This is a genomic window from Exiguobacterium sp. TNDT2 (assembly GCF_003331145.1).
Lineage (GTDB): Bacteria > Bacillota > Bacilli > Exiguobacteriales > Exiguobacteriaceae > Exiguobacterium.
This window is the reverse complement of the sequence record NZ_QLVE01000024.1, coordinates 87,456-113,539: the sequence shown is the minus strand read 5'-3', so window position 1 is coordinate 113,539 and position 26,084 is coordinate 87,456. Positions and strand designations below refer to the sequence as shown.

General features: G+C 53.2%; 31 protein-coding genes and 1 pseudogene. 17 read left to right on the top strand and 15 right to left on the bottom strand.

Features of this window, described 5'->3' with window-relative positions; all coding sequences use genetic code 11:
* Positions 1–26: 26 nt before the first annotated feature.
* The 4 genes from DPV68_RS12195 (at position 27) to DPV68_RS12180 (ending at position 3,779) form a co-directional block, all read left to right on the top strand.
* Positions 27–524 (top strand): hypothetical protein, encoded by a 498-nt coding sequence (locus DPV68_RS12195; RefSeq protein ID WP_114167072.1) that lies wholly within the window; start codon positions 27–29, stop codon positions 522–524.
* Positions 525–692: 168 nt separating this feature from the next.
* Positions 693–1,727 carry an iron-siderophore ABC transporter substrate-binding protein gene (locus DPV68_RS12190; protein WP_114167071.1) on the top strand — a complete coding sequence of 345 codons (1,035 nt, stop codon included), beginning with the start codon at positions 693–695 and terminating at the stop codon, positions 1,725–1,727.
* Between the two features lie 10 nt (positions 1,728–1,737).
* Complete coding sequence (locus tag DPV68_RS12185; protein WP_370447077.1) at positions 1,738–2,751, top strand: FecCD family ABC transporter permease; 1,014 nt, start codon at positions 1,738–1,740, stop codon at positions 2,749–2,751.
* Positions 2,748–3,779 carry a FecCD family ABC transporter permease gene (locus tag DPV68_RS12180; RefSeq protein ID WP_114167069.1) on the top strand — a complete coding sequence of 344 codons (1,032 nt, stop codon included), beginning with the start codon at positions 2,748–2,750 and terminating at the stop codon, positions 3,777–3,779. The genes DPV68_RS12185 and DPV68_RS12180 overlap by 4 nt, the downstream gene beginning before the upstream one ends.
* Positions 3,780–3,825: 46 nt before the next feature.
* On the opposite strand, the gene DPV68_RS12175 is transcribed toward DPV68_RS12180, so the two are convergent.
* A complete protein-coding gene (locus DPV68_RS12175) occupies positions 3,826–4,575 on the bottom strand; it encodes an SDR family oxidoreductase (protein WP_114167068.1) in 750 nt (249 codons plus the stop codon).
* Between the two features lie 137 nt (positions 4,576–4,712).
* Between DPV68_RS12175 and DPV68_RS12170 the strand changes: the two genes are divergently transcribed.
* Both DPV68_RS12170 and DPV68_RS12165 read left to right on the top strand, forming a co-directional pair.
* The gene (locus DPV68_RS12170) at positions 4,713–5,270 is read left to right on the top strand and encodes a TetR/AcrR family transcriptional regulator (RefSeq protein WP_114167097.1); all 558 of its coding nucleotides are present in this window, start codon (positions 4,713–4,715) and stop codon (positions 5,268–5,270) included.
* A gap of 121 nt (positions 5,271–5,391) precedes the next feature.
* Complete coding sequence (locus DPV68_RS12165; protein ID WP_021066236.1) at positions 5,392–5,790, top strand: cytidine deaminase; 399 nt, start codon at positions 5,392–5,394, stop codon at positions 5,788–5,790.
* A gap of 34 nt (positions 5,791–5,824) precedes the next feature.
* Here DPV68_RS12165 and DPV68_RS12160 read toward each other — a convergent pair whose 3' ends face one another.
* Both DPV68_RS12160 and DPV68_RS12155 read right to left on the bottom strand, forming a co-directional pair.
* Entirely contained in the window at positions 5,825–6,541 is a 717-nt protein-coding gene (locus tag DPV68_RS12160; RefSeq protein WP_114167067.1) for a polysaccharide deacetylase family protein, read from the bottom strand.
* 129 nt (positions 6,542–6,670) lie between these two features.
* Entirely contained in the window at positions 6,671–7,429 is a 759-nt protein-coding gene (locus DPV68_RS12155) for an MBL fold metallo-hydrolase (protein ID WP_114167066.1), read from the bottom strand.
* Between the two features lie 118 nt (positions 7,430–7,547).
* Here DPV68_RS12155 and DPV68_RS12150 point away from each other — a divergent pair, with 118 nt between their 5' ends.
* Positions 7,548–7,958, top strand: a complete 411-nt coding sequence (locus DPV68_RS12150) for an Lrp/AsnC family transcriptional regulator (protein ID WP_114167065.1) — start codon at positions 7,548–7,550, stop codon at positions 7,956–7,958.
* Between the two features lie 20 nt (positions 7,959–7,978).
* On the opposite strand, the gene DPV68_RS12145 is transcribed toward DPV68_RS12150, so the two are convergent.
* Positions 7,979–8,464, bottom strand: a complete 486-nt coding sequence (locus DPV68_RS12145; protein ID WP_114167064.1) for a GNAT family N-acetyltransferase — start codon at positions 8,462–8,464, stop codon at positions 7,979–7,981.
* 96 nt (positions 8,465–8,560) lie between these two features.
* Positions 8,561–8,833 carry a hypothetical protein gene (locus DPV68_RS12140; RefSeq protein ID WP_114167063.1) on the bottom strand — a complete coding sequence of 91 codons (273 nt, stop codon included), beginning with the start codon at positions 8,831–8,833 and terminating at the stop codon, positions 8,561–8,563.
* Between the two features lie 171 nt (positions 8,834–9,004).
* Here DPV68_RS12140 and DPV68_RS12135 point away from each other — a divergent pair, with 171 nt between their 5' ends.
* Complete coding sequence (locus DPV68_RS12135; RefSeq protein ID WP_114167062.1) at positions 9,005–9,235, top strand: type II toxin-antitoxin system Phd/YefM family antitoxin; 231 nt, start codon at positions 9,005–9,007, stop codon at positions 9,233–9,235.
* Positions 9,236–9,271: 36 nt separating this feature from the next.
* Here the strand turns inward: DPV68_RS12135 and DPV68_RS12130 are convergent, their stop codons facing one another.
* On the bottom strand, positions 9,272–10,162 hold the full coding sequence (locus tag DPV68_RS12130; RefSeq protein ID WP_114167061.1) for a helix-turn-helix transcriptional regulator: 891 nt from the start codon (positions 10,160–10,162) through the stop codon (positions 9,272–9,274).
* 75 nt (positions 10,163–10,237) lie between these two features.
* Between DPV68_RS12130 and DPV68_RS12125 the strand changes: the two genes are divergently transcribed.
* Entirely contained in the window at positions 10,238–10,759 is a 522-nt protein-coding gene (locus tag DPV68_RS12125) for a dihydrofolate reductase family protein (protein WP_114167060.1), read from the top strand.
* A 58-nt stretch (positions 10,760–10,817) separates the two neighbouring features.
* Here the strand turns inward: DPV68_RS12125 and DPV68_RS12120 are convergent, their stop codons facing one another.
* The 5 genes from DPV68_RS12120 to gnd all read right to left on the bottom strand — a co-directional run bounded on the left by DPV68_RS12120 (position 10,818) and on the right by gnd (position 15,465).
* Positions 10,818–11,075: a hypothetical protein gene (locus DPV68_RS12120; protein ID WP_034818065.1), complete on the bottom strand. Its 258-nt coding sequence runs from the start codon at positions 11,073–11,075 to the stop codon at positions 10,818–10,820.
* A 64-nt stretch (positions 11,076–11,139) separates the two neighbouring features.
* Positions 11,140–11,376, bottom strand: a complete 237-nt coding sequence (locus DPV68_RS12115) for a hypothetical protein (protein WP_232819633.1) — start codon at positions 11,374–11,376, stop codon at positions 11,140–11,142.
* Between the two features lie 260 nt (positions 11,377–11,636).
* Positions 11,637–13,142: a gluconokinase gene (gntK, locus tag DPV68_RS12110; RefSeq protein WP_198662306.1), complete on the bottom strand. Its 1,506-nt coding sequence runs from the start codon at positions 13,140–13,142 to the stop codon at positions 11,637–11,639.
* Positions 13,143–13,153: 11 nt separating this feature from the next.
* The gene (locus tag DPV68_RS12105) at positions 13,154–14,497 is read right to left on the bottom strand and encodes a GntT/GntP/DsdX family permease (protein WP_114167058.1); all 1,344 of its coding nucleotides are present in this window, start codon (positions 14,495–14,497) and stop codon (positions 13,154–13,156) included.
* 83 nt (positions 14,498–14,580) lie between these two features.
* Positions 14,581–15,465, bottom strand: coding sequence for a phosphogluconate dehydrogenase (NAD(+)-dependent, decarboxylating) (gnd, locus tag DPV68_RS12100; protein ID WP_114167057.1), 885 nt, complete (start codon positions 15,463–15,465; stop codon positions 14,581–14,583).
* Between the two features lie 157 nt (positions 15,466–15,622).
* On the opposite strand from gnd, the gene DPV68_RS12095 reads away from it, so the two are divergent.
* Together DPV68_RS12095 and DPV68_RS12090 are read left to right on the top strand one after the other, a co-directional pair.
* Positions 15,623–16,567 (top strand): type II toxin-antitoxin system SpoIISA family toxin, encoded by a 945-nt coding sequence (locus tag DPV68_RS12095; RefSeq protein ID WP_114167056.1) that lies wholly within the window; start codon positions 15,623–15,625, stop codon positions 16,565–16,567.
* 439 nt (positions 16,568–17,006) lie between these two features.
* Positions 17,007–17,855 (top strand): MurR/RpiR family transcriptional regulator, encoded by an 849-nt coding sequence (locus DPV68_RS12090; protein WP_114167055.1) that lies wholly within the window; start codon positions 17,007–17,009, stop codon positions 17,853–17,855.
* Positions 17,856–17,884: 29 nt separating this feature from the next.
* On the opposite strand, the gene DPV68_RS12085 is transcribed toward DPV68_RS12090, so the two are convergent.
* Positions 17,885–18,766 (bottom strand): manganese catalase, encoded by an 882-nt coding sequence (locus DPV68_RS12085; protein WP_114167054.1) that lies wholly within the window; start codon positions 18,764–18,766, stop codon positions 17,885–17,887.
* Positions 18,767–18,991: 225 nt separating this feature from the next.
* Between DPV68_RS12085 and DPV68_RS12080 the strand changes: the two genes are divergently transcribed.
* The 6 genes and pseudogenes from DPV68_RS12080 to DPV68_RS12055 all read left to right on the top strand — a co-directional run bounded on the left by DPV68_RS12080 (position 18,992) and on the right by DPV68_RS12055 (position 23,600).
* The gene (locus DPV68_RS12080) at positions 18,992–19,387 is read left to right on the top strand and encodes a hypothetical protein (protein WP_114167053.1); all 396 of its coding nucleotides are present in this window, start codon (positions 18,992–18,994) and stop codon (positions 19,385–19,387) included.
* A gap of 91 nt (positions 19,388–19,478) precedes the next feature.
* Positions 19,479–20,999, top strand: coding sequence for an FAD-dependent oxidoreductase (locus tag DPV68_RS12075; RefSeq protein WP_114167052.1), 1,521 nt, complete (start codon positions 19,479–19,481; stop codon positions 20,997–20,999).
* Between the two features lie 206 nt (positions 21,000–21,205).
* Positions 21,206–21,592, top strand: a complete 387-nt coding sequence (locus DPV68_RS12070) for a DUF2512 family protein (RefSeq protein WP_114167051.1) — start codon at positions 21,206–21,208, stop codon at positions 21,590–21,592.
* Between the two features lie 15 nt (positions 21,593–21,607).
* Positions 21,608–21,808 (top strand): spore coat protein, encoded by a 201-nt coding sequence (locus DPV68_RS12065; protein WP_114167050.1) that lies wholly within the window; start codon positions 21,608–21,610, stop codon positions 21,806–21,808.
* A 13-nt stretch (positions 21,809–21,821) separates the two neighbouring features.
* Positions 21,822–22,118: a spore coat protein gene (locus DPV68_RS12060; RefSeq protein WP_114167049.1), complete on the top strand. Its 297-nt coding sequence runs from the start codon at positions 21,822–21,824 to the stop codon at positions 22,116–22,118.
* Positions 22,119–22,210: 92 nt separating this feature from the next.
* Positions 22,211–23,600 (top strand): annotated as a pseudogene (locus DPV68_RS12055) (FMN-binding glutamate synthase family protein).
* A gap of 6 nt (positions 23,601–23,606) precedes the next feature.
* Here DPV68_RS12055 and DPV68_RS12050 read toward each other — a convergent pair.
* From DPV68_RS12050 to DPV68_RS12040, 3 genes are all read right to left on the bottom strand, one after another.
* Complete coding sequence (locus tag DPV68_RS12050; RefSeq protein ID WP_114167048.1) at positions 23,607–24,806, bottom strand: MDR family MFS transporter; 1,200 nt, start codon at positions 24,804–24,806, stop codon at positions 23,607–23,609.
* A gap of 186 nt (positions 24,807–24,992) precedes the next feature.
* Positions 24,993–25,388 (bottom strand): hypothetical protein, encoded by a 396-nt coding sequence (locus tag DPV68_RS12045; RefSeq protein ID WP_114167047.1) that lies wholly within the window; start codon positions 25,386–25,388, stop codon positions 24,993–24,995.
* Between the two features lie 231 nt (positions 25,389–25,619).
* Positions 25,620–25,979: a metallophosphoesterase gene (locus DPV68_RS12040; RefSeq protein WP_157964185.1), complete on the bottom strand. Its 360-nt coding sequence runs from the start codon at positions 25,977–25,979 to the stop codon at positions 25,620–25,622.
* Positions 25,980–26,084 lie beyond the last annotated feature (105 nt).

Below are 26,084 nucleotides of genomic sequence, written 5' to 3'. Positions count from 1 at the left end.
TTCAATGATGAATCGAGCGAAGACAGATGAACAAGAAACGGTTGATGAGGTTGCTAGGTTGGCTGATTGTCATTTTGGCTTTGGTTGAACTGGCGACGGACTGGCCAGACCCACCGAACCCACCGATTGAACATCAGTTTGAAGAACCGATTGAGTTTCCGTTTGAGATCACTCGGCGTTACACAGAAGTCGACATTGGAGTGCCGCACCACATGCATCAATTTGTGTTTCACTATGCGAACGAAGAGACGGCACAAGAGCTGCGCTACATCGTCGATAAAGTCGTCGATGAACATGAAGACATGGAGGACATCTCGTCATACGGAGACCAATACGTACTTGCTGATGGCACTTCTGCTTTTTATGATGAGGCGGAATCGACGTCCCAAGGGTTATGGTGGATCAACAAAAACGGCTTCACCGCCCGAATCATCTACTACATCGATGGCAACTCCGTCGAACTTGAAGACGAGACCCGCTTACCGGTTCAACAATTGATCAATTTGGCCAATCAAACGTTATAACGTCAGCCCGCTTTCTCACCGAATGAGAGAAGCGGGCTGCTTCTATTTTCAGAACATATCTTGAAATTCAGATTGACAGCGTTTAACGATTCATCCTATACTCATAAATGATAATGATTATCAGTATCGACGTTAGAAAGTTGTCATAGAGAAAAAGGGGATTAGGACATGAACAGCTATAAGAAAATGCTACATATGTTCATCATCATGTCTGCTTTCGTGCTCGTGCTCGCAGGATGCGGCTCGAACAATGAAGACGCAGCCACGACAGATGAATCTGCCGAAATGGCAGAGGGCTATCCGATCACAATTAAACACGCGCTAGGTGAGACGGTCATCGACAAGAAGCCGGAACGCGTCGCAACGGTCGGTTGGTCGAACCAAGACGTGGCGCTCGCGCTCGACGTCGTACCGGTCGGTTTCTCGGCTGCGAACTACGGTGTCCAAGACGGCAGCGGTATGTTGCCATGGACGGCTGAGAAGTTGAAAGACCTCGGTGAAGACAACCCGAACATCTACCAAGACACGGACGGCCTCGATTTCGAAGCGATCGCCGACTCACAGCCGGACGTCATTCTCGCCGCCTACTCAGGCATCACGCAAGAAGACTACGACACGTTGACAGAGATTGCACCGGTCGTCGCCTACCAAGAGACGCCTTGGGTGTCATCATGGCAGGACACGGTCCTTTATGACTCGATGGCCATGGGCATGGAGGCAGAAGGCAAACAGTTGATTGAAGACACAGAGAAGCTCATCGCTGACAAGGCGGCTGAAGTACCTGAGATGGAAGGGAAGAAAGCGGCATTCGTCGCCCTCAGCCCGGACGATCTTTCGAAGTTCTACATCTACACGACGGGTGACCCGCGCGGTGCCTTCATCGAAGAGCTCGGCATGGAGTACCCGGCCAACATTACAGACCAGTTCGAAGAAGGCAGCTTCTACCTCGAGCTCAGCTCAGAGAACGCTGACATCTTGAACGACGTCGACATCTTCGTCGCCTACGGGAACGAAGAGACGTTGAAAGCACTTCAAGCTGACCCGCTCTACAGCAAAGTACCGGCCATCGAACGCGGCTCGGTCGTCATGATCGAAGATAACACGCCGCTCGCGGCTGCTGGGACACCATCACCGCTCTCGATCGAATATACGATTGACGACTATGTGAAACTCGTGTCAGAAGCACTCGCGAAAGTCGAGTAATCAAATGAATATGCCGAAGAAGTTACACACGCCGAAACGGTTCGGGCTCCTCCTCGTAGGGTCGCTCGTCCTGCTCGTCGTCTGTATGCTCGCTTCGCTTGCTTTCGGCTCACGGACAGTCGGATGGGATGAACTGCTTGACGGTTTATTCCGTCCGGCTGTTCAGTCGTATGAAGCGGACATCATCCGGCAGCGGGTCGTTCGGACGGTGTTCAGTTTCATGTGCGGGGCGGCGCTCGGCGTCTCGGGTGCTCTCATGCAATCGGTGACGCGCAACCCGATCGCCGACCCGAGCATTCTCGGGGTCAATACGGGCGCGGCGCTGTTCGTCGTCGTCGGGATCGCGTTCTTCAATATCTCGAGTGCGAGCGACTATATTTGGTTCGCGCTCGCCGGGGCGCTCTTGACGGCGGCGTTCGTGTTCGGCATCGGGTCGCTCGGTCGGGGCGGTTCGACGCCACTCAAACTTGTCTTGGCCGGCGCGGCGACGAGTGCGGCGCTCTCGTCACTCGTCATGGCCATCATGATCCCGCGCTCGAACGTCATGGACCAGTTCCGGTTCTGGCAAGTCGGTAGCGTCGGGGCCGGGACAATGGATTCGATCATGACGTTCCTGCCATTCTTTATCGGCGGTATCGTCATCGCCATCTTGGCGGCACCATCCCTCAACATCTTGGCGCTCGGGGAAGAGCTCGCCACAGGTCTTGGTGTCCGCATCGGCACATTGAAATTGATTGCCTCGTTCGCCGGTGTCATCTTGTGCGGAGCGGCAACGGCACTGGCTGGACCGATCGGCTTTATCGGTTTACTCGCGCCGCACCTCGTCCGCTTGGTCATCGGAGCGGATGAACGGTATATCATCCCGATGTCGGCACTCACCGGCGCGATTTTACTCACGTTCGCCGACGTGGCGGGCCGTTTGCTCGGCAGTCCCGGTGAACTTGAGGTCGGAATCGTCACAGCGTTCGTCGGGGCGCCGATTTTGATCGCGTTGACGATGAAAGTGAAGGTGCGTGGCGTATGAACAGTCAATCGATTCAACCCATCATTCAGAACAGTCGTAAGCGCCGGCAACGGACAGTCGTGACGACGCTCGTTTTGTTCGCACTCGCGCTCGCCTTGAGCGCAATAATGCTCATGCTCGGCAACACGATTTATCCGGTCGCGGACGTCGTCCGTGTCTTGTTCGGGGAACAAGTTCCGGGCGCCTCGTTCGCCGTCGGCACGATCCGTCTGCCGCGCATGCTCGCCGGCGTCTTCGCCGGACTCGCGTTCGGGATTGCCGGGACGGTGTTCCAGACGATGCTTCGTAACCCGCTCGCCAACCCGAACGTCATCGGCATCACGACCGGGTCGAGTGCGGCGGCCGTGTTCGGCATCGTCGTCCTACAGGCGAGCGATACGTTCGTCTCCATCATCTCGATCATCGGCGGGCTGTTGACCGTCCTCGCGATTTACTTCTTGTCAAAAGGCGCCGCCTTCTCCATCGGCCGGCTCGTCTTGGTCGGCATCGGGATTCAAGCGATGCTGACGGCGGTCATCAACTATCTGCTCCTCATCAGTCGCCAAAACGATGTCGGGACGGCGATGCGCTGGTTGAGCGGTAGCTTGAACGGGGTGAAGATGGAGACGCTCCCGCCGCTCATGATCGCGGTCGCGCTCTGTCTGCCCGTCATCCTCCGGCTCAGCCGACAGTTGCAGATTTTAGAGCTCGGAGAGATGACGGCGACGTCGCTCGGCGTCAAGACGAACCAGACGCGGGTGCTGCTCATTGTCGCCTCAGTGCTCATGCTCGCACTCGCGACGGCGACGACCGGACCGATCGCGTTTGTCGCGTTCCTCGCGGGACCGATCGCGAAGCGGCTCGTCGGGGACGGTCGCTCGACCATCATCCCGGCGGCACTCGTCGGCGTCATCTTGGTGCTCGCGGCCGATCTTATCGGCCAGTTCGCCTTCACGGCCCGCTACCCGGTCGGTGTCATCACCGGCATGGTCGGGGCGCCGTATTTGATTTATCTCTTGATCCGGATGAACCGGAGAGGGGAGCTATAACGAGAAATGAGCCACATCCGGCGTCGGATGTGGCTCATTTTTTAGTTTAGTAGGCGGTCCAACCACCGTCGATGGCGACGACTTGACCGTTGATGAAACTCGATTCGTCCGAGCCGAGGAAGAGGGCGAGTTGAGCGATCTCTTCCGGTTGTCCGACGCGTGGGTTGATCGCCATCCCGAGTTGCTGGCGACCGAACCCGGCCTGGCTCATGTTCGTCATCGTCGAGCCGATGTTCGTCGCGACCGCTCCCGGTGCGATCCCGTTACAACGGATGTTTTGGTCGGCATACATGAATGCCGTGTTCTTCGTCAATCCGACGACGGCGTGTTTCGACGCCGTATATGCCGCGCCGGCCCGAGCGCCGTACAAACCGCCGGCCGAGATATTGTTGACGATGACACCGTGCCCTTGCTTCGTGAACAAATCGACGGCGATGCGCATCGATTTCATGACCGACACCGTGTTGACGGCAAAGATTTTCTCCCAGCGCTCGTTCGAGATCTCACCGACGGGTTCCATCCCGTCCATGATGCCGGCGTTGTTGACGAGGATATCGACTTGACCGAACGTCTTCACCGTCTCGTCGAGCAACTGCTGGAGCGCCTCTTCAGACGTGACGTCCGTCTGGATGGCGAACGCCTCACCTGAGATGCTTTCAACGACGGCCTGCGCCCCGTCAAGATTCATATCCGAGACGACGACGCGGGCTCCTTCCTTCGCATATAGTTCCGCGATCGCTTTTCCCATTCCTGATGCTGCACCTGTGACAATTGCCACTTTCCCCGATAATCGCATGACTGTCTCCTCCTTTTATTGAACATGTGTTCAATAACTATTATAATAAATTTTAGAAAACGCTTACAATCATCAAAAAATGAGGAACTGTTGAGTAATCAACACTTTAGGTCATGACTGTTGAGAGGAATGTGCGAATCATGAAGCCGGACTTGCGTGTCATCAAAACAAAACGAGCGCTCCATGAGGCGCTCGTCGAATTATTGAAGAATCATTCGCTCGAACAAGTGACGATTTCAGCACTTTGTCGTGTGGCTAATGTCAATCGGGGTACGTTCTATCTTCATTACGGTCGAATCGAGGACGTGTTCGAGGAGTATTTCCAAGAGATCACGGCCGACCTCGCCAAATCGTACGAGGAGCCGTACCGTCATGTGAAGCTGCTCAATCCGCGCGAGCTCGAACCGTCGACAATCCGTATCTTTCATCACGTCCAGACGTACGTCGACTTCTATCGCATCGTCTTCTCGAAAAATGTGCCGCTCGCGTACTATTACATGTTGTTCGACGAAGTGCGCAAGTTACTCCTCCGTGACACGGCGTCACACAAGCAAGACGAGATCGACCATGAGTTGTTCTGTTCGTATCAAGCGAATGCCATCGTCGGGATGATCATCCATTGGGCCGAACACGACTTTGCGGCCACCCCGGACGAGATGAACGAGCAGTTGGCGAGAATGTTAAGACTCAAGTGAAAGCGTCAACAAAATTTCGTTGACATCTCTATCGCTTGAGGTGTATGCTAAAAATCCTGCCCAAAAAGAGAGGCCGGGAACTGGCATCAGTTCATTTCGAGTCAGAGAGGACCATGATCCCATGAACCAACAACAACTAGTCGAGCGTGCCCGCCAAGTGAAAGAGAACGCCTACTCGCCGTATTCGAACTTCCGCGTTGGAGCGGCGCTTCTCATGAAGGACGGTACGGTCATCGACGGCGTCAACGTCGAGAACGTCTCGTTCGGTGCGACGAACTGTGCCGAGCGTACGGCCATCTTCACAGCGGTCGCGCAAGGGTATAAAAAAGGTGACTTCGAAGCCGTCGCGGTGTCAGGTGACACGGTCGACTTCTTGCCGCCATGCAGCATCTGCCGCCAAGTGCTCGTCGAGTTCGGCGACCCGGACTTCAAAGTGTTGCTCACGAACGGCAACGCCGACGTGAAAGAAGTGACGCTTGAGGAGCTCGTCCCGCTCGCGTTCACAGAACTCGAGATGTAAGTAAAAACGCTGAGTCGCGCGACTCAGCGTTTTCTTATTCATTCGGTTCCCACGGATTGAAAAAGTTGTACGCGGGATGTACCCCTTCTAACGTCCGGAACTCATAGTCGCGTTCTTTCGCATAGCGGATAATCGTATCGAGCGCTTTCGGTGTCATCGAGTGATCGTGTGCCAAGATGATGGAGGCGATATTCATCTCGTAATTCGCCTCGAGCCGGTTGAACACACGCTGCTCGATCGGAGCGTTGTCTTTCTTATAGATATGGTCGAGACTGCCGACATTCCAGTCCCAAATCTCGAAACCGGCCTCGTCCATCGCTTGCCAATGCGCAGGCGTCATGCCTGCGTCACTACCGTAAATCGTACGGGCCATGTTCGTATGGATGCCTGTCACTTCATATATGAGACGTTGCACGTCCTTCATTTGACGCACGGCCGTCATCGGCGACGCATAAAACTCCTCGCGCACGTGTGTCATCCCATGCAAGGCGATGAGATGGCCTTCGGCGACGATGCGTCGGATGAGGTGCTCATTGCCCTTGATATTCTTCCCAAGAATGAAGAAGGTCGCCTTCACCCGATGCTTCTTCAAGACATCGAGCAGCGCGCCCGTCTTCCGGTTCGGTCCGTCATCGAGCGTCAAGTAGATGAGGTTGCGGTCGTTATAAGCTTTCGGTTTCGGAATCGCCGCCTGTGTGAGGGAGCTGATTAACAAAAAGATGGACATGAGCAAAATGACGCGTTTCTTCATTCTCATAAAACTCCCTCGAGGCAAAAAACGGGTGACATGGCATCGGTATGAAGCATAGAATATCACAAACAGAAGTCAAAGATGAAGCTAAAAATGCCCCTGACGTGGGAGGTCAGGGGCATCGTTTCGTTAGCGTGAAATCATCTCGCCGTCTTCAGGAATGATGAGTTGATCGGCGAAGTTGTGTGATGCCGCATAAGCACGTAAATCAGGACGCGATAGCTTCCAATGGTTGACCGCTTCCATATGGACCGCGATAATCGTCGCGGCTGGAGCCGCCTCATGCACATGGCGGACGTCCTCTTCGTTCATGACGAGCGACCCGCCTTCGACGAATTGGTTGTCCCCGGCGTTGACGACGATGACTGCTGGTTGATGCGCTTGAATCGTCTTGGCGACTTCGTCATACCAGACCGTGTCCCCGGCGACGTAGAGCGTCTGTTCCGCAGGGTGGGTGAAGACGACACCGCACACGAGACCGGCCATTTCTAAAATCGGTCCGCGACCGTGCTCCCCTGCTGTCTTCGTGAGGCTGATTCCTTCGAACGCTGTCGTGTCGCTCAACACGGTCACGTTCGTGAAGCCGTCGCCTTCGATGACAGTCAAATCGTCCTCGTTTTGCACGAAGAGCGGGATCGCTTTCGGAAGAACTTGTTTGGCGACCTCGTCGTAGTGGTCGAGATGCAAGTGGGTCAAGATGACGGCGTCGATGCCTGTCAGAATGTCGTCAATCGCGATTGGCAGGTCGGCCAATGGATTAGCGTCTTGCCGTTCCGAGTTCGGGAACGGGGGATAGGCGCCCTTCTCCCCGAGGAACGGGTCGATGAGGAACGTCTTTCCGGCGTATTCAACGCGGAGTGTGGCATTACGGATCAGTTGCACGTGCATAGAAAAATCTCTCCTTTTAGCTATAATGTATGTACAGTTTAACAAGCAGCCGTCGTTTCATACATTACACGAATCAAGTGTTTGGACGGATTGGCTTGAATCGTGAAAGGAGTCACCCATGCTCGATCCAACTGACCGCCTCATCATCGAGGCGCTACAGGCGAACAGCCGGATAACGATGAAAGAACTCGGGGCACACGTGCACTTGACCGGGCAGGCGACGGCGACGCGCGTCAAGAAGCTCGAAGACCTCGGTATCATCGAAGGATATACGATTCGCGTGAACGAGGACAAGCTCGGGTTACCGGTCCACGCGATGATCACCATCTTTACGTCGAGCACGTTCCACGACCCGTATCTCCTATTCCTCGAGGAGCACCGGCCGTACGTCCGCAATAACTACAAGGTGAGCGGGGACGGCTGTTACGTCTTGGAGTGCCGATTCCCGTCGAACCAAGAGCTGAACGCCTTTTTGGACGGGCTCAGTAAGTACGTCAATTATAAGTTGTCGATTGTCATTGACCGCTGACAGGCACGCGACCGATCCGGTCACGTGCCTGTTTTGTTTGGCAAGAGGTTGAGTTGATAAATCTGTTCGTCGTCTTCCATCGTGACATAGACGAAGTTCAACTTTCTCAAGAGGGCGATGGAGGCCTCGTTCGTCGGAAGGGCGCCGGCTTTGATTATCTCGGCTCCTCGGTCGGACAAGTGACGAATTAAACCAGACACAACTTCGGACGCATAGCCTTGGCGAGCGTGTCGGGGTGAGATCGTGTAGCCGATCCAATACGTCGTCTCCTCTTGCTGTACATACAAATCGCCAATCAATTCATGCGTCTCTTGTTCGCTGATGGCGAGTTGCATGCCTTGAGCGATAGCCTGATCACCGAGTAAAGAGCGTTCGTATGCTTCGTAAGTCAACCCTTTAAACGATTGGTGCTGCATCCATTCCAAGTCGTTCCGATATGCCATGAACGGTTCAATGTCATGTTGCTCGAACGGTCGGATGAGGCAGCGGGTCGTCGTAAATATCATCATGAATCCCTCCTGTGTCCTCTTAGTGTACCGTGCATCACCAGCAGGGGATAGTCGTAGAAAAGCCCCTCAATCCTCAGATTGAAGGGCGTGTTGTCAGTTCATGAACGACGGTGCTTTATAATTATGGACGAGCTTGATGAGTGTCGATGCGACGAGCCCGATAGCGAGTGGTAACGTGATGACGCCGATGCCTTGCTCGGTGACAATCATATTGCCTTCCTCATAGTAGCCTTTTAGATAGAACAGCCCTGATCCGATCGTCTCGTTTAGTTCGAGCGTCGAGACGTTGAGGTACACCATGATAGTGAACAATGAGATGACACTGATGGAGACGAATAGCGTGAAGAATGATAGCTTAGTAGTCATGGTAGCGCTCCTATACTGTTAGAATGAGTAATTTTAATTTACCATTAAATTACAATAATCGTATAAGCCAAAGGATTCATCCTTTTAAAGTGTTAGTCCCTGTTTCAAGTATGCCTTATACTGATTCGGGTATAATATAGATACAAAATCTTTTAAATAGGGGATATGACCATGGCTGCTATCTCTTTTGAAAAAGCTCGAAACAACTTGAAGCAAGTCTTGAATCAAGTGCACGAAAATAGTGAAACGATGACCATCGTCCGAAAGAATGGTCGCAATGCCGTCATCATGTCCGAGCAAGAATACAATCAATTGATGGAGACGATGTATCTGTTGCAGAGTCCTAAAAATGCCGAGCGGCTCTTTGACTCAGTTCGTCAGCTTCAACAAAAATCAATTTAAAATGGACTCACACCTTTCCCGGTATGAGCCCATTTTTTATTCATACATATCCCATAACCTTTCGGCGTGCTCCCGCATCATCTCTCTCAGTTCAGTCGGCTCTAAGACCTCGACTTCCGCCCCGGCCGCTAGCAATTGTCGCGACAAGAACGGGAGCTCGGCTTCCGGTACGTCCCACTCATTCTTTTCGCCGATATCGGGTAATACGTCTTCAAGTAGACGACGGCCAAGCGGGGTGATGGTGAGCCGAACGGTCACACCGATTCGTTCATCACTCGCCTCGAGGAGCATCGCCAAGTCGTCCGCTTCGAACGTCTCATCAAGTAGGCGCATCGCTTCGATCCGGTCGATGCGATATTGGCGCAGTCCGTACTCCGAGAGGCCGTACACGTACCATTTCAGATCGAGAAGCGCCATCCCGACCGGAGCGACGGTGAACGTGCGTGATCCTTTCGTCGTCGCGTATGTCATCTCGATATTCCGCCGTTGCTCGACCGCCTGAAACACGTCTTTCGTGAACGGGGCCGACGGGACGGTCTTATTCCCGAGCCAAAGGATGTTCTTTTCGAGCCAACCGATTTTCGTCTCGAGGTCGTGCGGCAATTCGTTCACGTACCAATCGGACAGCGTGTCCCGCATGTCACCGAATGGCACGTCCGGAATTTGTTCCATCCATTTGAGGGTGAGGTAGAGCGCAACCGCTTCCTGTTCTCGGAGCTGGAGCGGGGGCAAGAGCCGATTCGGCAACATTTCATAACCGCCACCCGTTCCAGGGACGCTCCAAATCGGATAGCCGAGTTCCTCGAGCGTCAGCATGTCGCGCTGAATCGTTCGAATCGAAGCGCCGGTCTCATGGGCGAGTTCATCCGCCGTAAACCGGCTTCCCCGGTTCAACAATCGAATCAAGTGCAGATGTCGTTTTTTCATCTCATCAATTCCCGTCAAGTTTTGTCGTGTTGATTGAGTAAGCTGAATGTATCACGAATCAAGGAGGAATTCACCATGTCAAACGTCGTCTTATATATCGCGACAAGTTTGGACGGAAAAATCGCCCGCACGAACGACCAACTCGATTGGTTGTTCGAAGTCGTTGGGCAAGGGGACAACGGCTACGCCGACTTCTTCCAAACGGTCGGTGCCGTTATCATGGGGCGTAAGACGTACGAGGAAGTGCTCCGGCTCGAGGACAACCATTACCCGTACGCGAACATCCCGAACTACATTTTGACGCGGAGTCCGGACCGGGAAGCCGAGCACGTCACGTTCACGGACGAGCCGATCGAACAGCTCATCGAACGATTGAAGCAAGACATCGACGGAGACATTTGGCTCGTCGGTGGAGGCGAAATCATCAAGGCCGCGATGGCGCATGACTTGATCGACAGCTATGAGATCGCCATCGCCCCGGTCGTATTAGGCGAAGGGATTTCCCTCTTCCCGGAAGGCACGAAAGAGACGAAGTTGAAACTGACGAGCCAACGCGCGTCGGGACAGTTCGTCATGGTGACATATGAGAAGGCATAAAAAATGATCCGTTACCGTAACGTTTGAGTAATTCCACGTTATGGTGACAGACCAAAAGTTATAAAAATTCAAATGCAAAACGGGATACAAAGTAGAGGATTGGAAGAAAGGTAACGACTAAACCGATGACTCTAGTTGCCTGTTTCAACTGCATGACTAAACCAATAAACCATACCCCGAATAGCAGCAACCAGTAGTAGCTAGACGCGGGTTGAGACCCTTCTGCCATGCCACTTATTCCAAGAGCGAAAATAGTGATCGCGGTAACGACTAATCCAGTGACGATGTTAATGATAATTAAAAACGCTTTATTCAATTTCTTTCCTCCCTTCAATCGCATTTATATCTTGTAAGATTGAAAGATACTTTGTCTACATCACTCAAACGATTTCTTTTTCTTTTTTGAAAATGCCGAGTAACAATAGAGTGAGTCCGATGAAGAAAATAAAGGGGAAGATAAGCCACATGATTAATCCAGCCCAAGCATTTTCGACACTGATTGCATAGGAGAGTCCGATCGAAAAAGCTAAAGCGGGTGAAATGGGAAGCATCAGAGCGATGCCCCATGTTTTAAATTTTGTCTTTCTCGACTCTCCCGTACTAAACCAATAAGCCACAAATGCACCTATACCTGCAATAATATATCAGATCGCAATAGCCATCTGATTACTCCCTCCTCTTTAACGTATTACGAAAATAAACGATTCTTAGGTAAGCTACGACAAGTTCAAACCTATTTATATTTTTCATATAAGCAATCCAACATCCTTTAATCATCTAGTTATTCAGCAAATGATTGTACTCTGACGATGAATAGATTCTAGCACCTCCAACTGAACCCATCAAAAAGCCGAGCTCTTGAAGGACTCGGCTTGTCTTATACATGCTTCCGCTGAAAATCTGAGATGGCCTCGTATTCTTCCGCGAGGTGTCGCGACAAGCGGATGTAAATCGGCAGCAACTCCCGGTAAACGGTCGTCGCCTCCATGTTCGGCTTATGTTCATGCGTCACTTGCGGCACGGCCGTGAAGTCGTCGATGTCGCCGAACGCATACTCGCCGAGCATGACGGCACCGAGACACGAGCTTTCATGGCTCTCCGGAACGACGACCGGCGTATCGAAAATGTCGGCCATCATTTGGCGCCATAGGCTCGACTGGGCAAAGCCGCCCGTCGCGTGAATCCGGTTCGGCGCACCCGTCAATTCGTCGAGCGCGAGCATGACCGTATATAAGTTGAAGATGACACCTTCGAGCACTGAGCGGATGAAGTGCTCGCGCTTATGGTGGATGCTCAAGCCGAAGAACGAACCACGTGCGTTCGAGTCCCAGAGCGGCGCCCGTTCACCCATCAAGTACGGGTGGAACAACAGGCCGTCCGAGCCCGGCTTGACCGTCTCGGCGATGCGCGTCAACACGTCATAGGCGTCCATGCCGAGCCGTTTCGCCGTCTCGACTTCGCTCGCCGCGAACTCGTCGCGGAGCCAGCGCAAGATGATGCCGCCGTTATTGACCGGTCCGCCGATGACCCAATGCTTGTCGGTCAAAGCATAACAGAAGATACGTCCTTTCGGATCCTCGACCGGCTCGCGGACGACCGTACGGATGGCGCCACTCGTCCCGATCGTGACGGCGACGACGCCTGGTTCGAACGCCCCGACACCGAGGTTTGACAACACCCCGTCGCTCGCCCCGATGACGAGCGGGAAGTCCCAGCCGAGCGTCTCAACAACATCCGATTTCAGCGTTACAATCTCCGTCGTCGGCACAAGCTCGGACAGTTGTTCCGGCGTGACCCCGGCGATGTCGAGCGCCTCCGCATCCCAGTCGCAGTTCTTCAAATTAAACAACCCTGTCGCCGAGGCGATCGAATGGTCGATGACGAAACGACCGGTCAGGCGATAGAAGACGTACTCCTTGATTGAGACGAACTTGGCCGCCTGGTCGACCACGTCCGGATGTTCCGCTTTCAGCCAACGCAGTTTCGACAGTGGCGCCATCGGATGGACCGGTGTGCCGGTGCGCATATGGAGCGCGCTCGCATCGAACTCGCGTTTGATCTCTTGCGTATACGGGTTGGCCCGGCTGTCGGCCCAGGTGATGCTGTGGGTGAGCGGGCGCCCGAACGCGTCGAGTGCGATCAAGCTATGCATCGCCGAACTGAATGAGGCGAAGCGGACGGGACCGTCGGCTTTGGCGCGGACGGCGGAAATCGCCTCGAGCACGGCCCCGTAGATGACGACCGGGTCTTGCTCGGCCGTCTCCGTGTCCGGAGTGAGGAGCGGGTACAGCACATTATGTACCGCGAGTAGTTGCTGGTTATGAAATAGGACGGCTTTCGTGCTCGTCGTCCCGATATCGACGCCAATGGTGTACACACACATCACTTCCTAACTTAAATGATAAACAAGCTGATCAAGAAGACGACCGCGAAGCCGGTCAATCCGATAATCGTTTCCATGACGGTCCACGACTTGAGCGTGTCTTTCACGTCCAAACCGAAGTACCGGTTGACGAGCCAGAAGCCCGAGTCGTTGACGTGAGACAAGACGGTCGCACCAGAGGCGATCGCGATGACGATGAGGCCTAGCGCGGCACCGGTGATATTTTGGATTTCGAGAAGCGGCGTGATGAGTCCTGCCGCCGTGACCATCGAGACGGTCGCCGAACCTTGGGCGACACGGACGACGGTCGCGATCAAGAAGGCGAGTACGATGGCTGGAAGCGGTGACCCGGCCATCATTTCCCCGAGCACGTCACCGACACCTGAGTCGATCAATACTTGTTTGAACACGCCACCGGCACCGGTGACGAGGATGATAATCCCGGCCGGTTCGAGCGCTTTTGTCGCGATCTCTTGGACTTCGTCACGCGTATAACCGCGGCGTGTACCGAGGAAGATGAAGGTGAGGAGTGTCGCGAGCGTCAAGGCGACGAACGGGTGACCCATGAACGTAAAGAACGTGCGGATAGCGTTGCCTTCTTCTAATAAGACGGCAGACAACGTGTTCGCGAGGATCAGCACGAGCGGAATCGAGATGAGCGAGACAATCATCTTGAAGCTCGGGAGTTCTTTCGACGTGTCGATCTCTTCGAACTCCATATAGTCCGGGATGTTGACTTGAATCTTGTTCGCAATATACTTCCCGAAAATCGGTCCGGCTAAAATCGCGGCCGGAATCCCGGCGATGACCCCGAACAAGATGACCCAGCCGAGCTCGGCGCCGATCAAGTTGGCGACGGCAATCGGACCTGGCGTCGGCGGGATGAAGCTGTGCGTGACGGCGAGACCCGCGAGGAGCGGAATCCCGTAGTAGAGGAGCGAACGGCCCGTCTTTTTGGCGAGACCGTAGACGATCGGGACGAGAATGATGAAACCGACGTCGAAGAAGACAGGCACGGCGACGATGAAGCCGGTGATGGCGAGTGCCCATTGCGCCTTGTCCTCACCAAACTTATTGACGAGCGTCTGGGCGAGGCGTTCTGCGCCACCCGATACTTCGAGCATCTTCCCGAACATGGCACCGAGACCGACGACGACGGCGACGAAGCCGAGCGTGCCGCCCATCCCGTTTTGAATCGAGACGATGACGTCCCCGAGCGGCATGCCGGCCGCGATCCCGACGAGTAGACTGACGAGAAGAAGTGAGACGAACGCGTGGAGCTTCGTCCGCATGACTAAGAATAAGAGCAAGAAAATCCCTGCGACTGCGATCAATATAAGTGTAGAGCCAGACATTATGTAGTTCCCCCTTTATTTTTCGTGTAACCGTTTACAAATATTTACAAAGGAAAAGGCCACCCCCGACCTTTTCCTTGCCGTTATTTCTTGACGACCGCATGGCCCCCGAACTCGTTGCGGAGCGCCGCGACGACTTTGCCGGAGAACGTGTCGTCCTCGAGCGAGCGATAGCGCATCATGAGCGACATGGCGATGACCGGAGCCGCCGCCTGTAGCTCGAGCGCCGTCTCGACCGTCCATTTCCCTTCCCCTGAGGAATGCATGACGCCGCGGATGTCGTCGAGCTTCGCGTCTTTCGAGAACGCGTTCTCGGTGAGTTCCATCAGCCACGAGCGTACGACCGATCCGTGGTTCCAGACGCGAGCGACCTGTTCGTAGTCGTAATCGAACGGGCTCTTCTCCAAGATGTCGAACCCTTCGGCGATCGCCTGCATCATGCCGTACTCGATGCCGTTGTGGATCATCTTCAAGAAGTGGCCGCTGCCGGCCGGGCCCGTATACAAGTAACCGTTCTCGACCGAGAGGTCTTTGAAAATCGGTTCGATCAATGGCCAAGCGTCGGCATCACCGCCGACCATCGTGCAGGCACCGTTACGGGCGCCTTCCGTGCCGCCGCTCGTTCCGCAGTCGAAGAAGCCGATGCCTTTGGCGCTGAACTGTTCGGCGCGTGCGACCGACAGCTTGTAGTTCGAGTTGCCACCATCGATGACGATGTCACCCGGCTCGAGTTTTTCGAGGAGTTCTGCGAGGACGGTCTCGGTGACGTCACCGGCCGGCACCATCGCCCAGATGATGCGTGGCGTCTCGAGCGAGTTGATCACGTCTTCAAGCGTCGGCACGATCTCGAACTTCGATGTCGCCTCAACGTTGCCGGCGTCCGTTCCGACGACAGTGTAACCGTGGTCGCTCAAGTTGAGCGCCAAGTTGTATCCCATCTTGCCTAATCCAATCAAACCGATTTGCATATCGTCACCTCTAAATCGAATTTTTTTCCATCTCTCCAATATAATATCAAATTAAATTCGATTTTCAATAGAGATTGCGGAATTTTTTTCGTTTATGGTATCTGATTTCGCATCGTTGTAAACTTAAAGTGAGTAAAGCAAAGAGGAGTGGTTTGCAATGGAAAAAACAAGGCTAACAATAACCATCGTAGTGATAGGCTTACTATTTCTTCTTTCAACGATTCCTATATATATGTTTCAACGTGAATTTTACATAAATAATCGTGTGGCAATTCGTAAGTTTTTTTATGGGGTAATATTGTTAGGTGTTGTACTATGGATTTTCGACAATTTCCCATTTGAAACTGTGCCTGAACTAACAATTTTTTTAGTTAGTGTCATCATCATAGACCTAATGATCTTCCAAACTCCTGACATTACTAAGTTTCTTACTAATGAATTAAAGCATGAACAAGTAGAAGAAACATTTGATAAGAACCGTGGAGCTTACGAGGATTTATTGTCGAAGCTAAATAAAATGAATGAAGTAATTGAAGATAACGAAGAATTTTTCCAAACAGAAGTAATGGATTTTACTGACCCAGAAAACTATGTAAGTTTTATTAATGACTATTTAGAAGATTTTATTCAAGAATCTACAGCCAAATCATATATATATTATATAGACCCTGATGTTCCACTCATCCAAGGAATCGAGAGTGCTTACAATGAAGTGTACAAACAATTTCCGTTTACTTACAGTCAATTAGGGATGCGCAAGTCTCATTTCTTCAAAAAATTAGCCGAAGGTTCGAGTATTGAAATTATGAAACAACCTCCTTTTACATTTTCAACCACAAAAAATTTTTTTGGTAGAAATAAGCTAACAGAATCTTCGGAGTCTTATATGTTTTTTGTATACTCCGGTGAGTATCATAGTCTTCTATTTCTATTAGCGTCGAATCAAGAATTTGGAGCAACGGGAGCAAACACTCCAATTATTCAAAATTTACTTCGAACTGCAGATATGTGGATTCAAAAACAGATACTGAAAGGAATTGATGTTGAGGAAAGGGACGATGAATTCAACGTATCAAGTATTGACGTTGAAGATGTTGAATAAAAAATGATAGAATAGGGAAAGAATTAATTATGAAGGAGTGGGGAAATATGACTTCGGCGACAAAGTCTTCAGAGAAAAGAAGGATTGATCAATCGTCTCAGAATATGTCGGATCTCCAGCGTATAAAAGTACCTACTCGTAATCCACATAAGCGCATTGCGAGAGGAAATGTAGAACGCTCCCTTGCGAGAATGAAAGCTAGAGAGCTTGAAGCATTAGGAAAGAGATATTAATAATTATTCGTAAGGCTAAAGTTTTCTTTAATATGGCTATGTTTTTTAACGAACCCCCCTTGCTATATATAGCGAGGGGGGTTCGTTGTATTTTTTTATTAAAAAGGTAGCCCACTAATTGGCACATTATGAGATGGAATACTCGGTCTTTGATTGCGGAATTTTTTTCGAAACGGTATCGTTAAAAGAAAAAAAGGGTGAGACATATGGAAACGATGAATGGCCTGGCCCGCATCCGTGGCGCCTACTCGACACTGAGCAAGAAAGAGCAACGCATCGCCGACTATATCTTGAAACAGCCCGAACGCATCATCCACCATACGATCAACCAAGTCGCCGACGACCTAGACGTCGCCGAGTCGACCGTGTTCCGCTTCTGCCAACGCGTCGGTTTTAAAGGCTATCAGGCGCTGAAAATCGCGCTCGCCACCGATGTCGTCGCACCGCTCCAAGACATTCATGAAGACATCTCGAACGAGGACACACCGCATGAGATTGCTGAGAAAATCTTCACGTCGAACGTGAAGACGCTCGAGGCGACACGACAAATCTTGGATGCGGCCACGCTCGACAAATCGGTCGAACTGCTGTTGTCCGCCCGTCGCATCGAGTTCTTCGGGAGCGGGGGTTCGGCCGTCATCGCACTCGATGCGTATCACAAGTTCATCCGGAGCGGATTGCTCGTCACGGCGAACTTGGAGTCGCACATGCAGCTCATGTCGGCGTCGCAATTGACGAACGAGGACGTCGCCGTCCTCATCTCACACTCGGGTGCCTCGAAAGACACGCTCGATGTGGCGAAAGTGGTGAATGAGCGCGGTGTCCCGACGATTGCCATCACCAACTATGCGAAGTCACCGCTGTCGAAACTGTGTGACGTCGCCCTCTATACCGTATCGCAAGAGACGGAGTTCCGCTCCGAGGCGCTCGCCTCCCGCATCGCCGAGCTCAGTCTGATTGACGCCTTGTTCACCGTCGTCATGATGCGACGTGGGGAAGAGGGAAGAGAATCGCTCCAAAAGATGCGCGAAGCCATCTCGCTCCGGCGCATGTGAAAAGGCTGACCCTCGGGCCAGCCTTGTTCTTATTTCCCTTTGATTTGATCTGCGACTTTCTTGACGACTTTTTCGACACCGCCCGCCGGGGCATCCAAATCGTGATGGAGCGTCTTGTCCGGGATGTCCATGACCGGTTTCTGGCCTTGTGGGGCCGGGTCGCTCAAGTAGACGAAGTCGCCCGCACCGTCCGGCGCGCTGCCGGTCGCCCACTTGCCTTGGCTCGACTCGTTGCCTTCTGACAAGTCCCAGAATTCGAGGCCGTGCTTTTCAGCTTCTTTCTCGTCCTTCGCCGGGAAGCTCGCCGGTACGATGACGCCGTTCTTCTCTTCAAGCTCATCGATTGCTGCCATCCATTGGTACTGGTGGTAACGGTCACGGGCGAGCATCTTACGGAACACTTTGCGGACGCCTTCGTCTTTCGTCATATGATATAGACGAGCGACTTGGAGACGTCCTTGCGTCTCGGCATGTAAGTTCGAGCGCATATCGGCGAGCAAGTTCCCGCTCGCGACGATGTACGACCCGTTCCACGGCACCCCGTTCGAGTTCGTCGGTAGTCCGCCGAGCCCGCTGACGATCAAGTGTTGCGGGTTCATCCCGCCAAGGATTGCTGCTGTCGCCGGGTCTTTCGCTGCCTCGGCCTGGTCGTCCGGTGATGCACCGTCGAGCAGTTGCGAGATGAGGGCACATAGCATCTCGACGTGACCGATCTCCTCGGTCCCGATGTCCATGAGCATATCCTTATACTTCTCTTCCCCGCGACAATTGAAGCCTTGGAATAAGTACTGCATCATGACGGTCATTTCCCCGAATTGACCGCCGAGCACTTCTTGGATTTGACGGGCGAGCTGCGGATCGGGACGATCGACTTTTACTTCGAACTGCAATTCCTTCTGATGGCGAAACATAGAACTCCTCCTTTTTTTGTACAACTGGTAAATGCACGACAAAGTTATAGTTCCACTCTCGAAAAGATTGAAAACCTAAATTTTTGAAAAGATTTGGAAGATACAGGCGGGGGTATTCTTTTGAAAAGAAGTCTTGAAATGACTCGGAACAGGGTTATCGTTCACCAAATCGTGGAATTAATATACACTGAGTCAAAAAAGACAGAGACGAGAGAGGAATTAGCTATGAACAGGATTGATTTCATATCAACCGAGCACTATAACGTGTTCAAACGGTTGGTAAGGCAGCTGACGGACCCGGGGGCCGTCGGGAACGAATACTTTTCTGCCTTGTATGTCATCGCCGGCAACGAGCGCGTCCGTGACGTGTTTCTTCCCTATATTGATTTAGAGGCGGGGAGAATCCGCACCGCGACGATCATCGACAATCATTCGTTCGAGAAACCGACGCTCGTCCTCGTCAAACTCGTCATCCATCTATACAACAATAAAGAATGGGTGCTGCCGGCCGAGTTGATTACGTTGCCGGAGTTAGATTATCAGCTTGCGATGCAGGCGATCACGCTCTGCCGTGACCAACAATTTGATGAAATCGTCATCCCGACAGAGGAAGAGACCTGAACGAGGTCTTTTTTTTGTTTTCTATCCGCAAATGAAGGGTAATTCAACCATGCATTCAAAACACGTGAATCGATATGGAGGAGGGACACGCATGTTACAAGATTTTCCGAAGTCATTTTGGCGCGACGTCGAAGTGAAGACGTTGAAGCCGCTCGACAAAAACGTCCAAACCGAGGTCGTCGTGGTCGGGGCCGGCATCGTCGGGGTACTCGCCGCACTTCAGTTGGTCGAACGAGGGAAGCAAGTCGTCTTGGTCGAGGCGGCCCGTTTCGCGACGGGCACGACCGGTTACACGACGGCCAAAGTGTCGGCTCAGCACGGCGTCGTCTATACCGAACTGGTCAAGTCGATCGGGGAAGAGAAGGCGCGGCTCTATTACGACGCGAATATGGAAGCGCTCCGTTTCCTCGAGGAGCAAGTCGACACGCTGAACATCGACTGTGACCTCGAGCGCCAGCACGCGTACATGTACTCACTCACGTCATCGAGCTCGGCGAAACTGCTCGAGAAAGAAGAAGAGGCGTACCAACAGCTCGGGATTGATGGGGGCGACGCGACGGATGAGGTGAACGGTCTGTTGCCATACGAGGTGAAAAAAGCAACCGTCATGCGCGACCAGCTCCAGTTCCATCCCGTCAAGTACTTACGTGGGTTGATGGACCGCTTCCTCGAGCTCGGTGGGACGCTCTATGAGATGACGCGGGTGACGGGAATCGAATACGGGACGCCGAACCGGCTTGAGACGATCACGGGCTACACGATCGAGGCACAAGACGTCGTCGTCGCCACGCATTTCCCGTTCAACGATTTCAAAGGACTATATTTCGCGAAGATGGAGGTCGAGCGTTCATACGTTGTCTCGGCTGAGCTTGAGACGTTCCCGGAAGGCATGTTCATCAGTGTCGACAAACCGAGCCGTTCAATCCGACATGTCAAACTTGAGAACGGTAAAAAGATGGCCTTGTTCGGTGGGGAGAACCATTTGACGGGTCATAAGCAAGAGACGCAGACCTGTTACGATAAACTAGGGGAGTTCGGGACACGTCATTTCGGTGCCGAGACGTTCACCCATCACTGGTCGGCCCAAGACTTGATTCCGCTCGACAAGGTGCCGTATATCGGCCGGATGACGAACGACACGCCGCACGTCTTTGTCGCGACCGGATTCTCGAAATGGGGAATGAGCCAGGGAATCGTTGCGGCACGCCTCGTCGCCGACTTGATCACGAAACAATCGAACCGCTATGAGGACTTGTACGACCCGACCCGGTCGAAATGGAAGCTCGCGGATGCGGCCCGGTTCATCAAGACGAATGCCGACGTGGCGAAAGAGCTCGTCAAAGGCAAATTGAAGCCGGCGGACAAAGCATTAGAAGAACTCGGTTTCGACGAAGGGGCGATCGTGAAGCATAACGGCGAACACGTCGCCGCTTACCGTGATCCTGACGGTCATGTCTCGCTCGTCGGTTCGGCCTGTACGCACATGGGTTGTACCGTCAACTGGAATCAGGCGGAGCGCTCATGGGACTGCCCATGTCACGGCTCGCGCTTCAAACCGAGCGGGGAAGTGATTGAAGGACCGGCCGTGAAATCACTCCCGTCCAAAGCTTGACATCGAACTGTAAATGTTTCTAGAAAATCATAAAGGTGAACCGTTCAATTAGAAAACGGGGTTCCTACTTCGATTCTGAATAGATTGTTCGACTCTCGTTCTGTTCAAGATATAACGATTGTAAAACAATTCGTTTCAATGCGAGCAGAGTTGGAAAAGAGATACATGTACGCGCGCCACTATACCAGGGGAAGGAGGAAACACCGATGCAAGTAAATCATGGAAAAGCACTAAGTATCAAACTAGGAGCTTTGCTTGTCGTATTTATCGCCATCTTGACGCTCGGGTTTGATGTGCCATGGTATCATGCCGCATGGATTTCGATCGCGGTTGGACTGATCGCCTATGGGGTGGGCGACATGTTCGTGTTACGGAAGTTCGGAAATCTGGTCGCGACGGCGGCCGACTTTGGTCTCGTCTTCTTCTTGACCTGGTTCTTCCTGTGGATTCTCGACTTCGATATCGGGACAGAGACGAGTTTTGTGTTGCTCGCGCTCTATACGGCTCTCGCGACCGCGGTCGTCGAGTTTGTGTTCCACGGTTGGTTGCTCAAACATAAACGAGAAGAGGCACACGCCCATTCGACACGATAAAAAGGAGGAAGGAACATGGCTAAAAGTAAACTTGCCATTCATGAAGTGTTAGAGATTCACGAGATGTTGACATTGAAACAAGCGGGGCTCGTCAAAGGGTATGTGAGCGAACCGCTCATCAAAGACGAGAAACTACAGAAAATCGCTCGCAATCATTTGAAGAACACCGAACAGGCGATCAGTGAACTGAAACAACTGTTGCCGGACAAAGCGTAAGGAGGAGACATATATGGGAATCCAAGAGAATTTGAAACGTGCGAGCAAGCAGCGTGATGAATTGATCGCGACCGATCTGCTCATCACAGCAAAATCGGCCGTCCGTGCCTATGCGGTGGCGGTGACCGAGACAGCATCACCGGAAGTCCGGAAAGTGCTCGTGAAGCAATTGAATCAGGCGATCGAAGACCATGCCGAGATCGCGGAGTATATGATTCAAAACGATATGTATATGGCGTATGATATCGAGAAACAATTGAAGCACGACAAAGAGAAAGTCGAGAAGACGATGGAATTGATCAAGGATTGAACGAAGGGCCGGCGCTTGCGCTGGCCTTTTCGTTTCGGCGAAACGGGTCCTTGGTATCGGATAGAAACGATGAATGAAGGAGGCCGATCCTCATGTCCGTGAATACGATGATGCTCGCCATCGCGCTCGTCCTGATCGTGTCGATGATTGCCGCTCCGTTCCTATTCGTCTTCTACTTCTGGCGCAAAGACCGCCACCAGCGGGGGCACTCCGTCCTCCGGAACTTCCCGATCCTCGGCAAGGTCCGTTACATTTTGGAAAAGGTCGGGCCCGAGATGAGACAGTACTTGTTCTTGAACGACAACGAGGCGAAACCGTTCTCGCGAAACGATTACGAGGCCGCCGTTATTTCCGGGAAATATAAATCGCGCATGATCGGGTTTGGTTCGGAGCGTGACTTCGAGAATGGCGGGTTCTATCTCCAGAACGTGCTCTATCCGACAAATCGGGATGAGCTTCGGCTCCCTCGGCGAGAACGCCATCACCGCGCTGTCGATCGGTCTCGACCGGGCGCGCGGGACGTGGATGAACACCGGGGAAGGTGGGCTGTCGGACCATCATCTGAAGGGCGGGGTCGACCTCATCTATCAAATCGGGCCGGCGCTGTTCGGCGTACGGACGGAGGACGGAGCGTTCTCCGAAACGGCGTTCAAAATAAAGAGCAAGATCCCTCAAGTACGTGCCTTCGAATTGAAGCTCGCCCAAGGCGCGAAGACGTGAGGCGGCCATATCGAGGGGGAGAAAGTGACCGAAGAGATCGCCCGCATCCGGAACGTGAAGGCCGGCGTGACCATCGCCAGCCCGAACCGCTTCTCCGAGTTCAAAACGGATACAGAGCTGTTGGCGTTTATCGAGCGGCTGCGCGCGATCGGTGGCAAACCCGTCGGCATGAAGCTCGTCATCGGCCGACTCTCAGACTTCGAGGCGCTCGTCAACGAGATGACGACGTCCGGTCGACATCCTGACTTCATCACGGTCGACGGCGGGGAAGGCGGGACCGGGGCGACGTACCAAGAACTCGCCGATAAGGTCGGTCTGCCGCTGAAGGCGGCGCTCCCGTATGTGCATCGACTGCTCGTCGAACATGGATTGCGGGACCGCATCAAACTGTTCGCTTCCGGCAAGCTCGTCACGGCCGACAAGATCGCCGTCGCGCTCGCGCTCGGGGCCGACTGCGTCAATATCGCCCGCGGACTCATGTTCAACGTCGGGTGCATCCAGGCGCAAGTGTGTCATACGAACCGTTGCCCGGTCGGCGTCGCGACGACCGACCCGAAATTGCAACGTGCCCTCGTCGTCGACGAGAAGAGCTATCGGGTGACGAACTATATCATTTCGCTCCGGGAGGGACTATATAACATGACGGCTGCAGCCGGTCTCGATACGCCGACGAAGCTGTCACTCGAGCACATCGCCTATAAATACCCGGACGGTCGTGTGAGACGGGGTGAGGAATTGTTTGCACAGACGAAAGACGGATGATCGTGGTCATCCGTCTTGTTGTGTGAGCTGGTGAAACAGTTTCGCATACAGGCCCATTCCGATCAGCGCCGACAGAAAGATGAGCGTGAAGACGGCAATCGGGGAGACGAAGCCCGAGACGAGCACTGTCACCGGCGCGAGGAACTTGCCAATCGTGTTTTGAAGGGTATCGGCCGCGAGGTATTGGCCACGTGACTCGGGCGGTGCGTAGCGGCTGACGAAACTCTGGCTGACCGGAGAGCGGATCAACTCGCCGAACGTGAACACGGTCGTGACGACGAGCAAATACCAGATGTTCGATGAGAAGGCGACGAGGAACGTCCCGAAGCCGGCGAGAAACGTCGACAGCAGGAAGACGCGCCATTCGTCCCACGTCCGGAACACGCGCGTGACGGGAATGATGAAGACGACGAACAAGAGCCCATTATAAGCGACGAGCCAACCGAACAGAACCGTGTTCGAGACGTCGGACATGGCCGGTGCCTGTTCAATCAAATAGACCGGCAGATAGACGTCGAGCTGCATGATCGGGATTAAGGCGAACACCCCGGCAATCAAATAGAGCCGGAACAACGGATCGCACAAAATCGTCGCATACGATTTTCCTTGGGTGCGGAATGTTTTGGCGACCGTCTTCCCGGTCGAGCCCGGCCGTGTCTCACGGGTGAGCGCTGCGAGCAGCACTCCGTATCCGAACAGGGCGACGGCGCAACCGAGGAGGAGCGCCTGACGATGTTCGAAGAAGAGCACGGCCCCGAGGATTGGACCGAGCACGGCGCCGATATTGTTTGACGCCATGAACGTCGCGAATACGTCCCGTAAATGTTCGGTCGGCACGAGGTCGGCGACCATGGCCGAGCTCGCCGGTTTATAAATGGCGCCCATGAAACCGATGCCGATATAGGTGATGTAATCGACGTAGGCGTTCGTCGACAGGGCGAAGGCGGCGAACAAGAATCCTTGTGCGAACGTCCCGACGAGCATGACGGGGCGGCGTCCGATCTCGTCCGCGAGCGAACCGCCAATCAAACTGCCGACGAGGAGGAACAGCGGGGGCACGGCCATGAGCAGACCGGCCAGCTCGACGCCGAGCGCCTGGGCGAAATAGACGGTGATGAACGGGAAGTACATCCAAAACAACAGGTTGAACAGGCCTTCGCCGAACAAGCGGACCTTCAGGTTGAGGTCCCAGCGGTATGATTCCATCGTTGTGCTCCTTTCCAGAGTCTATCTTTACTGTAGGGAGTCGGAACGAGAAAGTATAGACTTATGTTGCGGGATTTGCTACGCTAAGAATAGAAAAAGCGAATATATAGGCGCTTGTTTGCGCTGTATCATAAAACGAACATATGTTTGTAAAATGACCCCCGATGGTTTCATCGGGGGTCATTTTTATTGGGTCGTCTTCTTCGCTTTGAAGCTACGAGCGAAGAATTCTTCGAATCGCTTGTCGTCTTCAAGCAACAATCTTCCGGTCATCGAGAGGCGGCGTGTCGGGTAACCTTTCGACTGGCTCGGTGTGACGAAGTAGTCATCCGGATAGGCGGCCAACGTCGTATGGAGGAGTTCTCGTAGCACAGTCTCATCATCCTCGACCCATTGTTCGGGCGGTCCATCAAGATTGTCTTGTGTGAGTAAGAGGCGCGAGCCGTCTCGAAGGAACGGGTTGAAGCTGATTCGTCGCGTTTCCGGTCCTTTGAACGTGCGGAACTCGTGGGTGATGCCAGTAGGCGTGACTTCGCCGATAACATAGCCGGTCGGCCACGCTTTGCCGCATCCGTCCCACACCGAAAAGATATGACCGGGGTAGACGAGGTTTGCTCCGCCTCGATGGATTGATTCATAGCGATGGTGGTGTCCGAGGGCATAGTACCTGAAACCGAGTCTGGTGACGACAGATGCAGGGAACTGGTCACGGCTACCGTGACTGAGGAAGATGTTCGGATACGGGTCGTCCCGTAAAGGGGTGTGCGCGAACTCTTCCTTTAATCCGGCTTGGTTCGTCTCGCAACTGAGTCCTTAAATTCCGGCACCTAGCGCTTCATCGAAGATGTAACCAGGTTGAAGGAAGCTATGCACATGCTCCATCTGAAGCCAACAGTCGTCGTAAGCGATCCGATTGAGATCATGGTCTCCATATACCACATAGACGGATGCGCCGAGAGCGGTCCACGTCTTTAAATACGGGACAAAATCTTCCGGGTCGCTCACTTCGATGTCGCCGGCGATGAGGACGGCCTTGATGGACTCTTCCCGAATCACGTCAGCGAGTTGGGCGAGTTTCTCCGATTGGACGTCAAAACTCGTCCGTTCGGCCGTGATGGCATTCCCGGTATGTCTCGCGTAGTGTAAATCGGCAATATGGATGAAGCGTGTCATTGGCTGGACCTCCCGAATCTGTTTTATCCTCATTTTCCCATGTGGAGACAGACCTGTCGACAAGATTAAGCTTCTTACTCACCGGGAACACCTAACTGTTGATTA

Coding starts and splice junctions, on each gene's coding strand:
- DPV68_RS12090 (WP_114167055.1), top strand. CDS start 17,007: ATGGAAACGATGAATGGCCTGGCCCGCATCCGTGGCGCCTACTCGACA.
- DPV68_RS12080 (WP_114167053.1), top strand. CDS start 18,992: ATGAACAGGATTGATTTCATATCAACCGAGCACTATAACGTGTTCAAA.
- DPV68_RS12175 (WP_114167068.1), bottom strand. CDS start 4,575: ATGCGATTATCGGGGAAAGTGGCAATTGTCACAGGTGCAGCATCAGGA.
- DPV68_RS12185 (WP_370447077.1), top strand. CDS start 1,738: ATGCCGAAGAAGTTACACACGCCGAAACGGTTCGGGCTCCTCCTCGTA.
- DPV68_RS12075 (WP_114167052.1), top strand. CDS start 19,479: ATGTTACAAGATTTTCCGAAGTCATTTTGGCGCGACGTCGAAGTGAAG.
- DPV68_RS12060 (WP_114167049.1), top strand. CDS start 21,822: ATGGGAATCCAAGAGAATTTGAAACGTGCGAGCAAGCAGCGTGATGAA.
- DPV68_RS12125 (WP_114167060.1), top strand. CDS start 10,238: ATGTCAAACGTCGTCTTATATATCGCGACAAGTTTGGACGGAAAAATC.
- DPV68_RS12190 (WP_114167071.1), top strand. CDS start 693: ATGAACAGCTATAAGAAAATGCTACATATGTTCATCATCATGTCTGCT.
- DPV68_RS12180 (WP_114167069.1), top strand. CDS start 2,748: ATGAACAGTCAATCGATTCAACCCATCATTCAGAACAGTCGTAAGCGC.
- DPV68_RS12150 (WP_114167065.1), top strand. CDS start 7,548: ATGCTCGATCCAACTGACCGCCTCATCATCGAGGCGCTACAGGCGAAC.
- DPV68_RS12085 (WP_114167054.1), bottom strand. CDS start 18,766: ATGTTTCGCCATCAGAAGGAATTGCAGTTCGAAGTAAAAGTCGATCGT.
- DPV68_RS12135 (WP_114167062.1), top strand. CDS start 9,005: ATGGCTGCTATCTCTTTTGAAAAAGCTCGAAACAACTTGAAGCAAGTC.
- DPV68_RS12070 (WP_114167051.1), top strand. CDS start 21,206: ATGCAAGTAAATCATGGAAAAGCACTAAGTATCAAACTAGGAGCTTTG.
- DPV68_RS12050 (WP_114167048.1), bottom strand. CDS start 24,806: ATGGAATCATACCGCTGGGACCTCAACCTGAAGGTCCGCTTGTTCGGC.
- DPV68_RS12105 (WP_114167058.1), bottom strand. CDS start 14,497: ATGTCTGGCTCTACACTTATATTGATCGCAGTCGCAGGGATTTTCTTG.
- DPV68_RS12130 (WP_114167061.1), bottom strand. CDS start 10,162: ATGAAAAAACGACATCTGCACTTGATTCGATTGTTGAACCGGGGAAGC.
- DPV68_RS12065 (WP_114167050.1), top strand. CDS start 21,608: ATGGCTAAAAGTAAACTTGCCATTCATGAAGTGTTAGAGATTCACGAG.
- DPV68_RS12145 (WP_114167064.1), bottom strand. CDS start 8,464: ATGATATTTACGACGACCCGCTGCCTCATCCGACCGTTCGAGCAACAT.
- DPV68_RS12155 (WP_114167066.1), bottom strand. CDS start 7,429: ATGCACGTGCAACTGATCCGTAATGCCACACTCCGCGTTGAATACGCC.
- DPV68_RS12140 (WP_114167063.1), bottom strand. CDS start 8,833: ATGACTACTAAGCTATCATTCTTCACGCTATTCGTCTCCATCAGTGTC.
- gntK (WP_198662306.1), bottom strand. CDS start 13,142: ATGTGTGTGTACACCATTGGCGTCGATATCGGGACGACGAGCACGAAA.
- DPV68_RS12040 (WP_157964185.1), bottom strand. CDS start 25,979: ATGACACGCTTCATCCATATTGCCGATTTACACTACGCGAGACATACC.
- DPV68_RS12095 (WP_114167056.1), top strand. CDS start 15,623: ATGGAAAAAACAAGGCTAACAATAACCATCGTAGTGATAGGCTTACTA.
- DPV68_RS12195 (WP_114167072.1), top strand. CDS start 27: ATGAACAAGAAACGGTTGATGAGGTTGCTAGGTTGGCTGATTGTCATT.
- gnd (WP_114167057.1), bottom strand. CDS start 15,465: ATGCAAATCGGTTTGATTGGATTAGGCAAGATGGGATACAACTTGGCG.
- DPV68_RS12165 (WP_021066236.1), top strand. CDS start 5,392: ATGAACCAACAACAACTAGTCGAGCGTGCCCGCCAAGTGAAAGAGAAC.
- DPV68_RS12160 (WP_114167067.1), bottom strand. CDS start 6,541: ATGAAGAAACGCGTCATTTTGCTCATGTCCATCTTTTTGTTAATCAGC.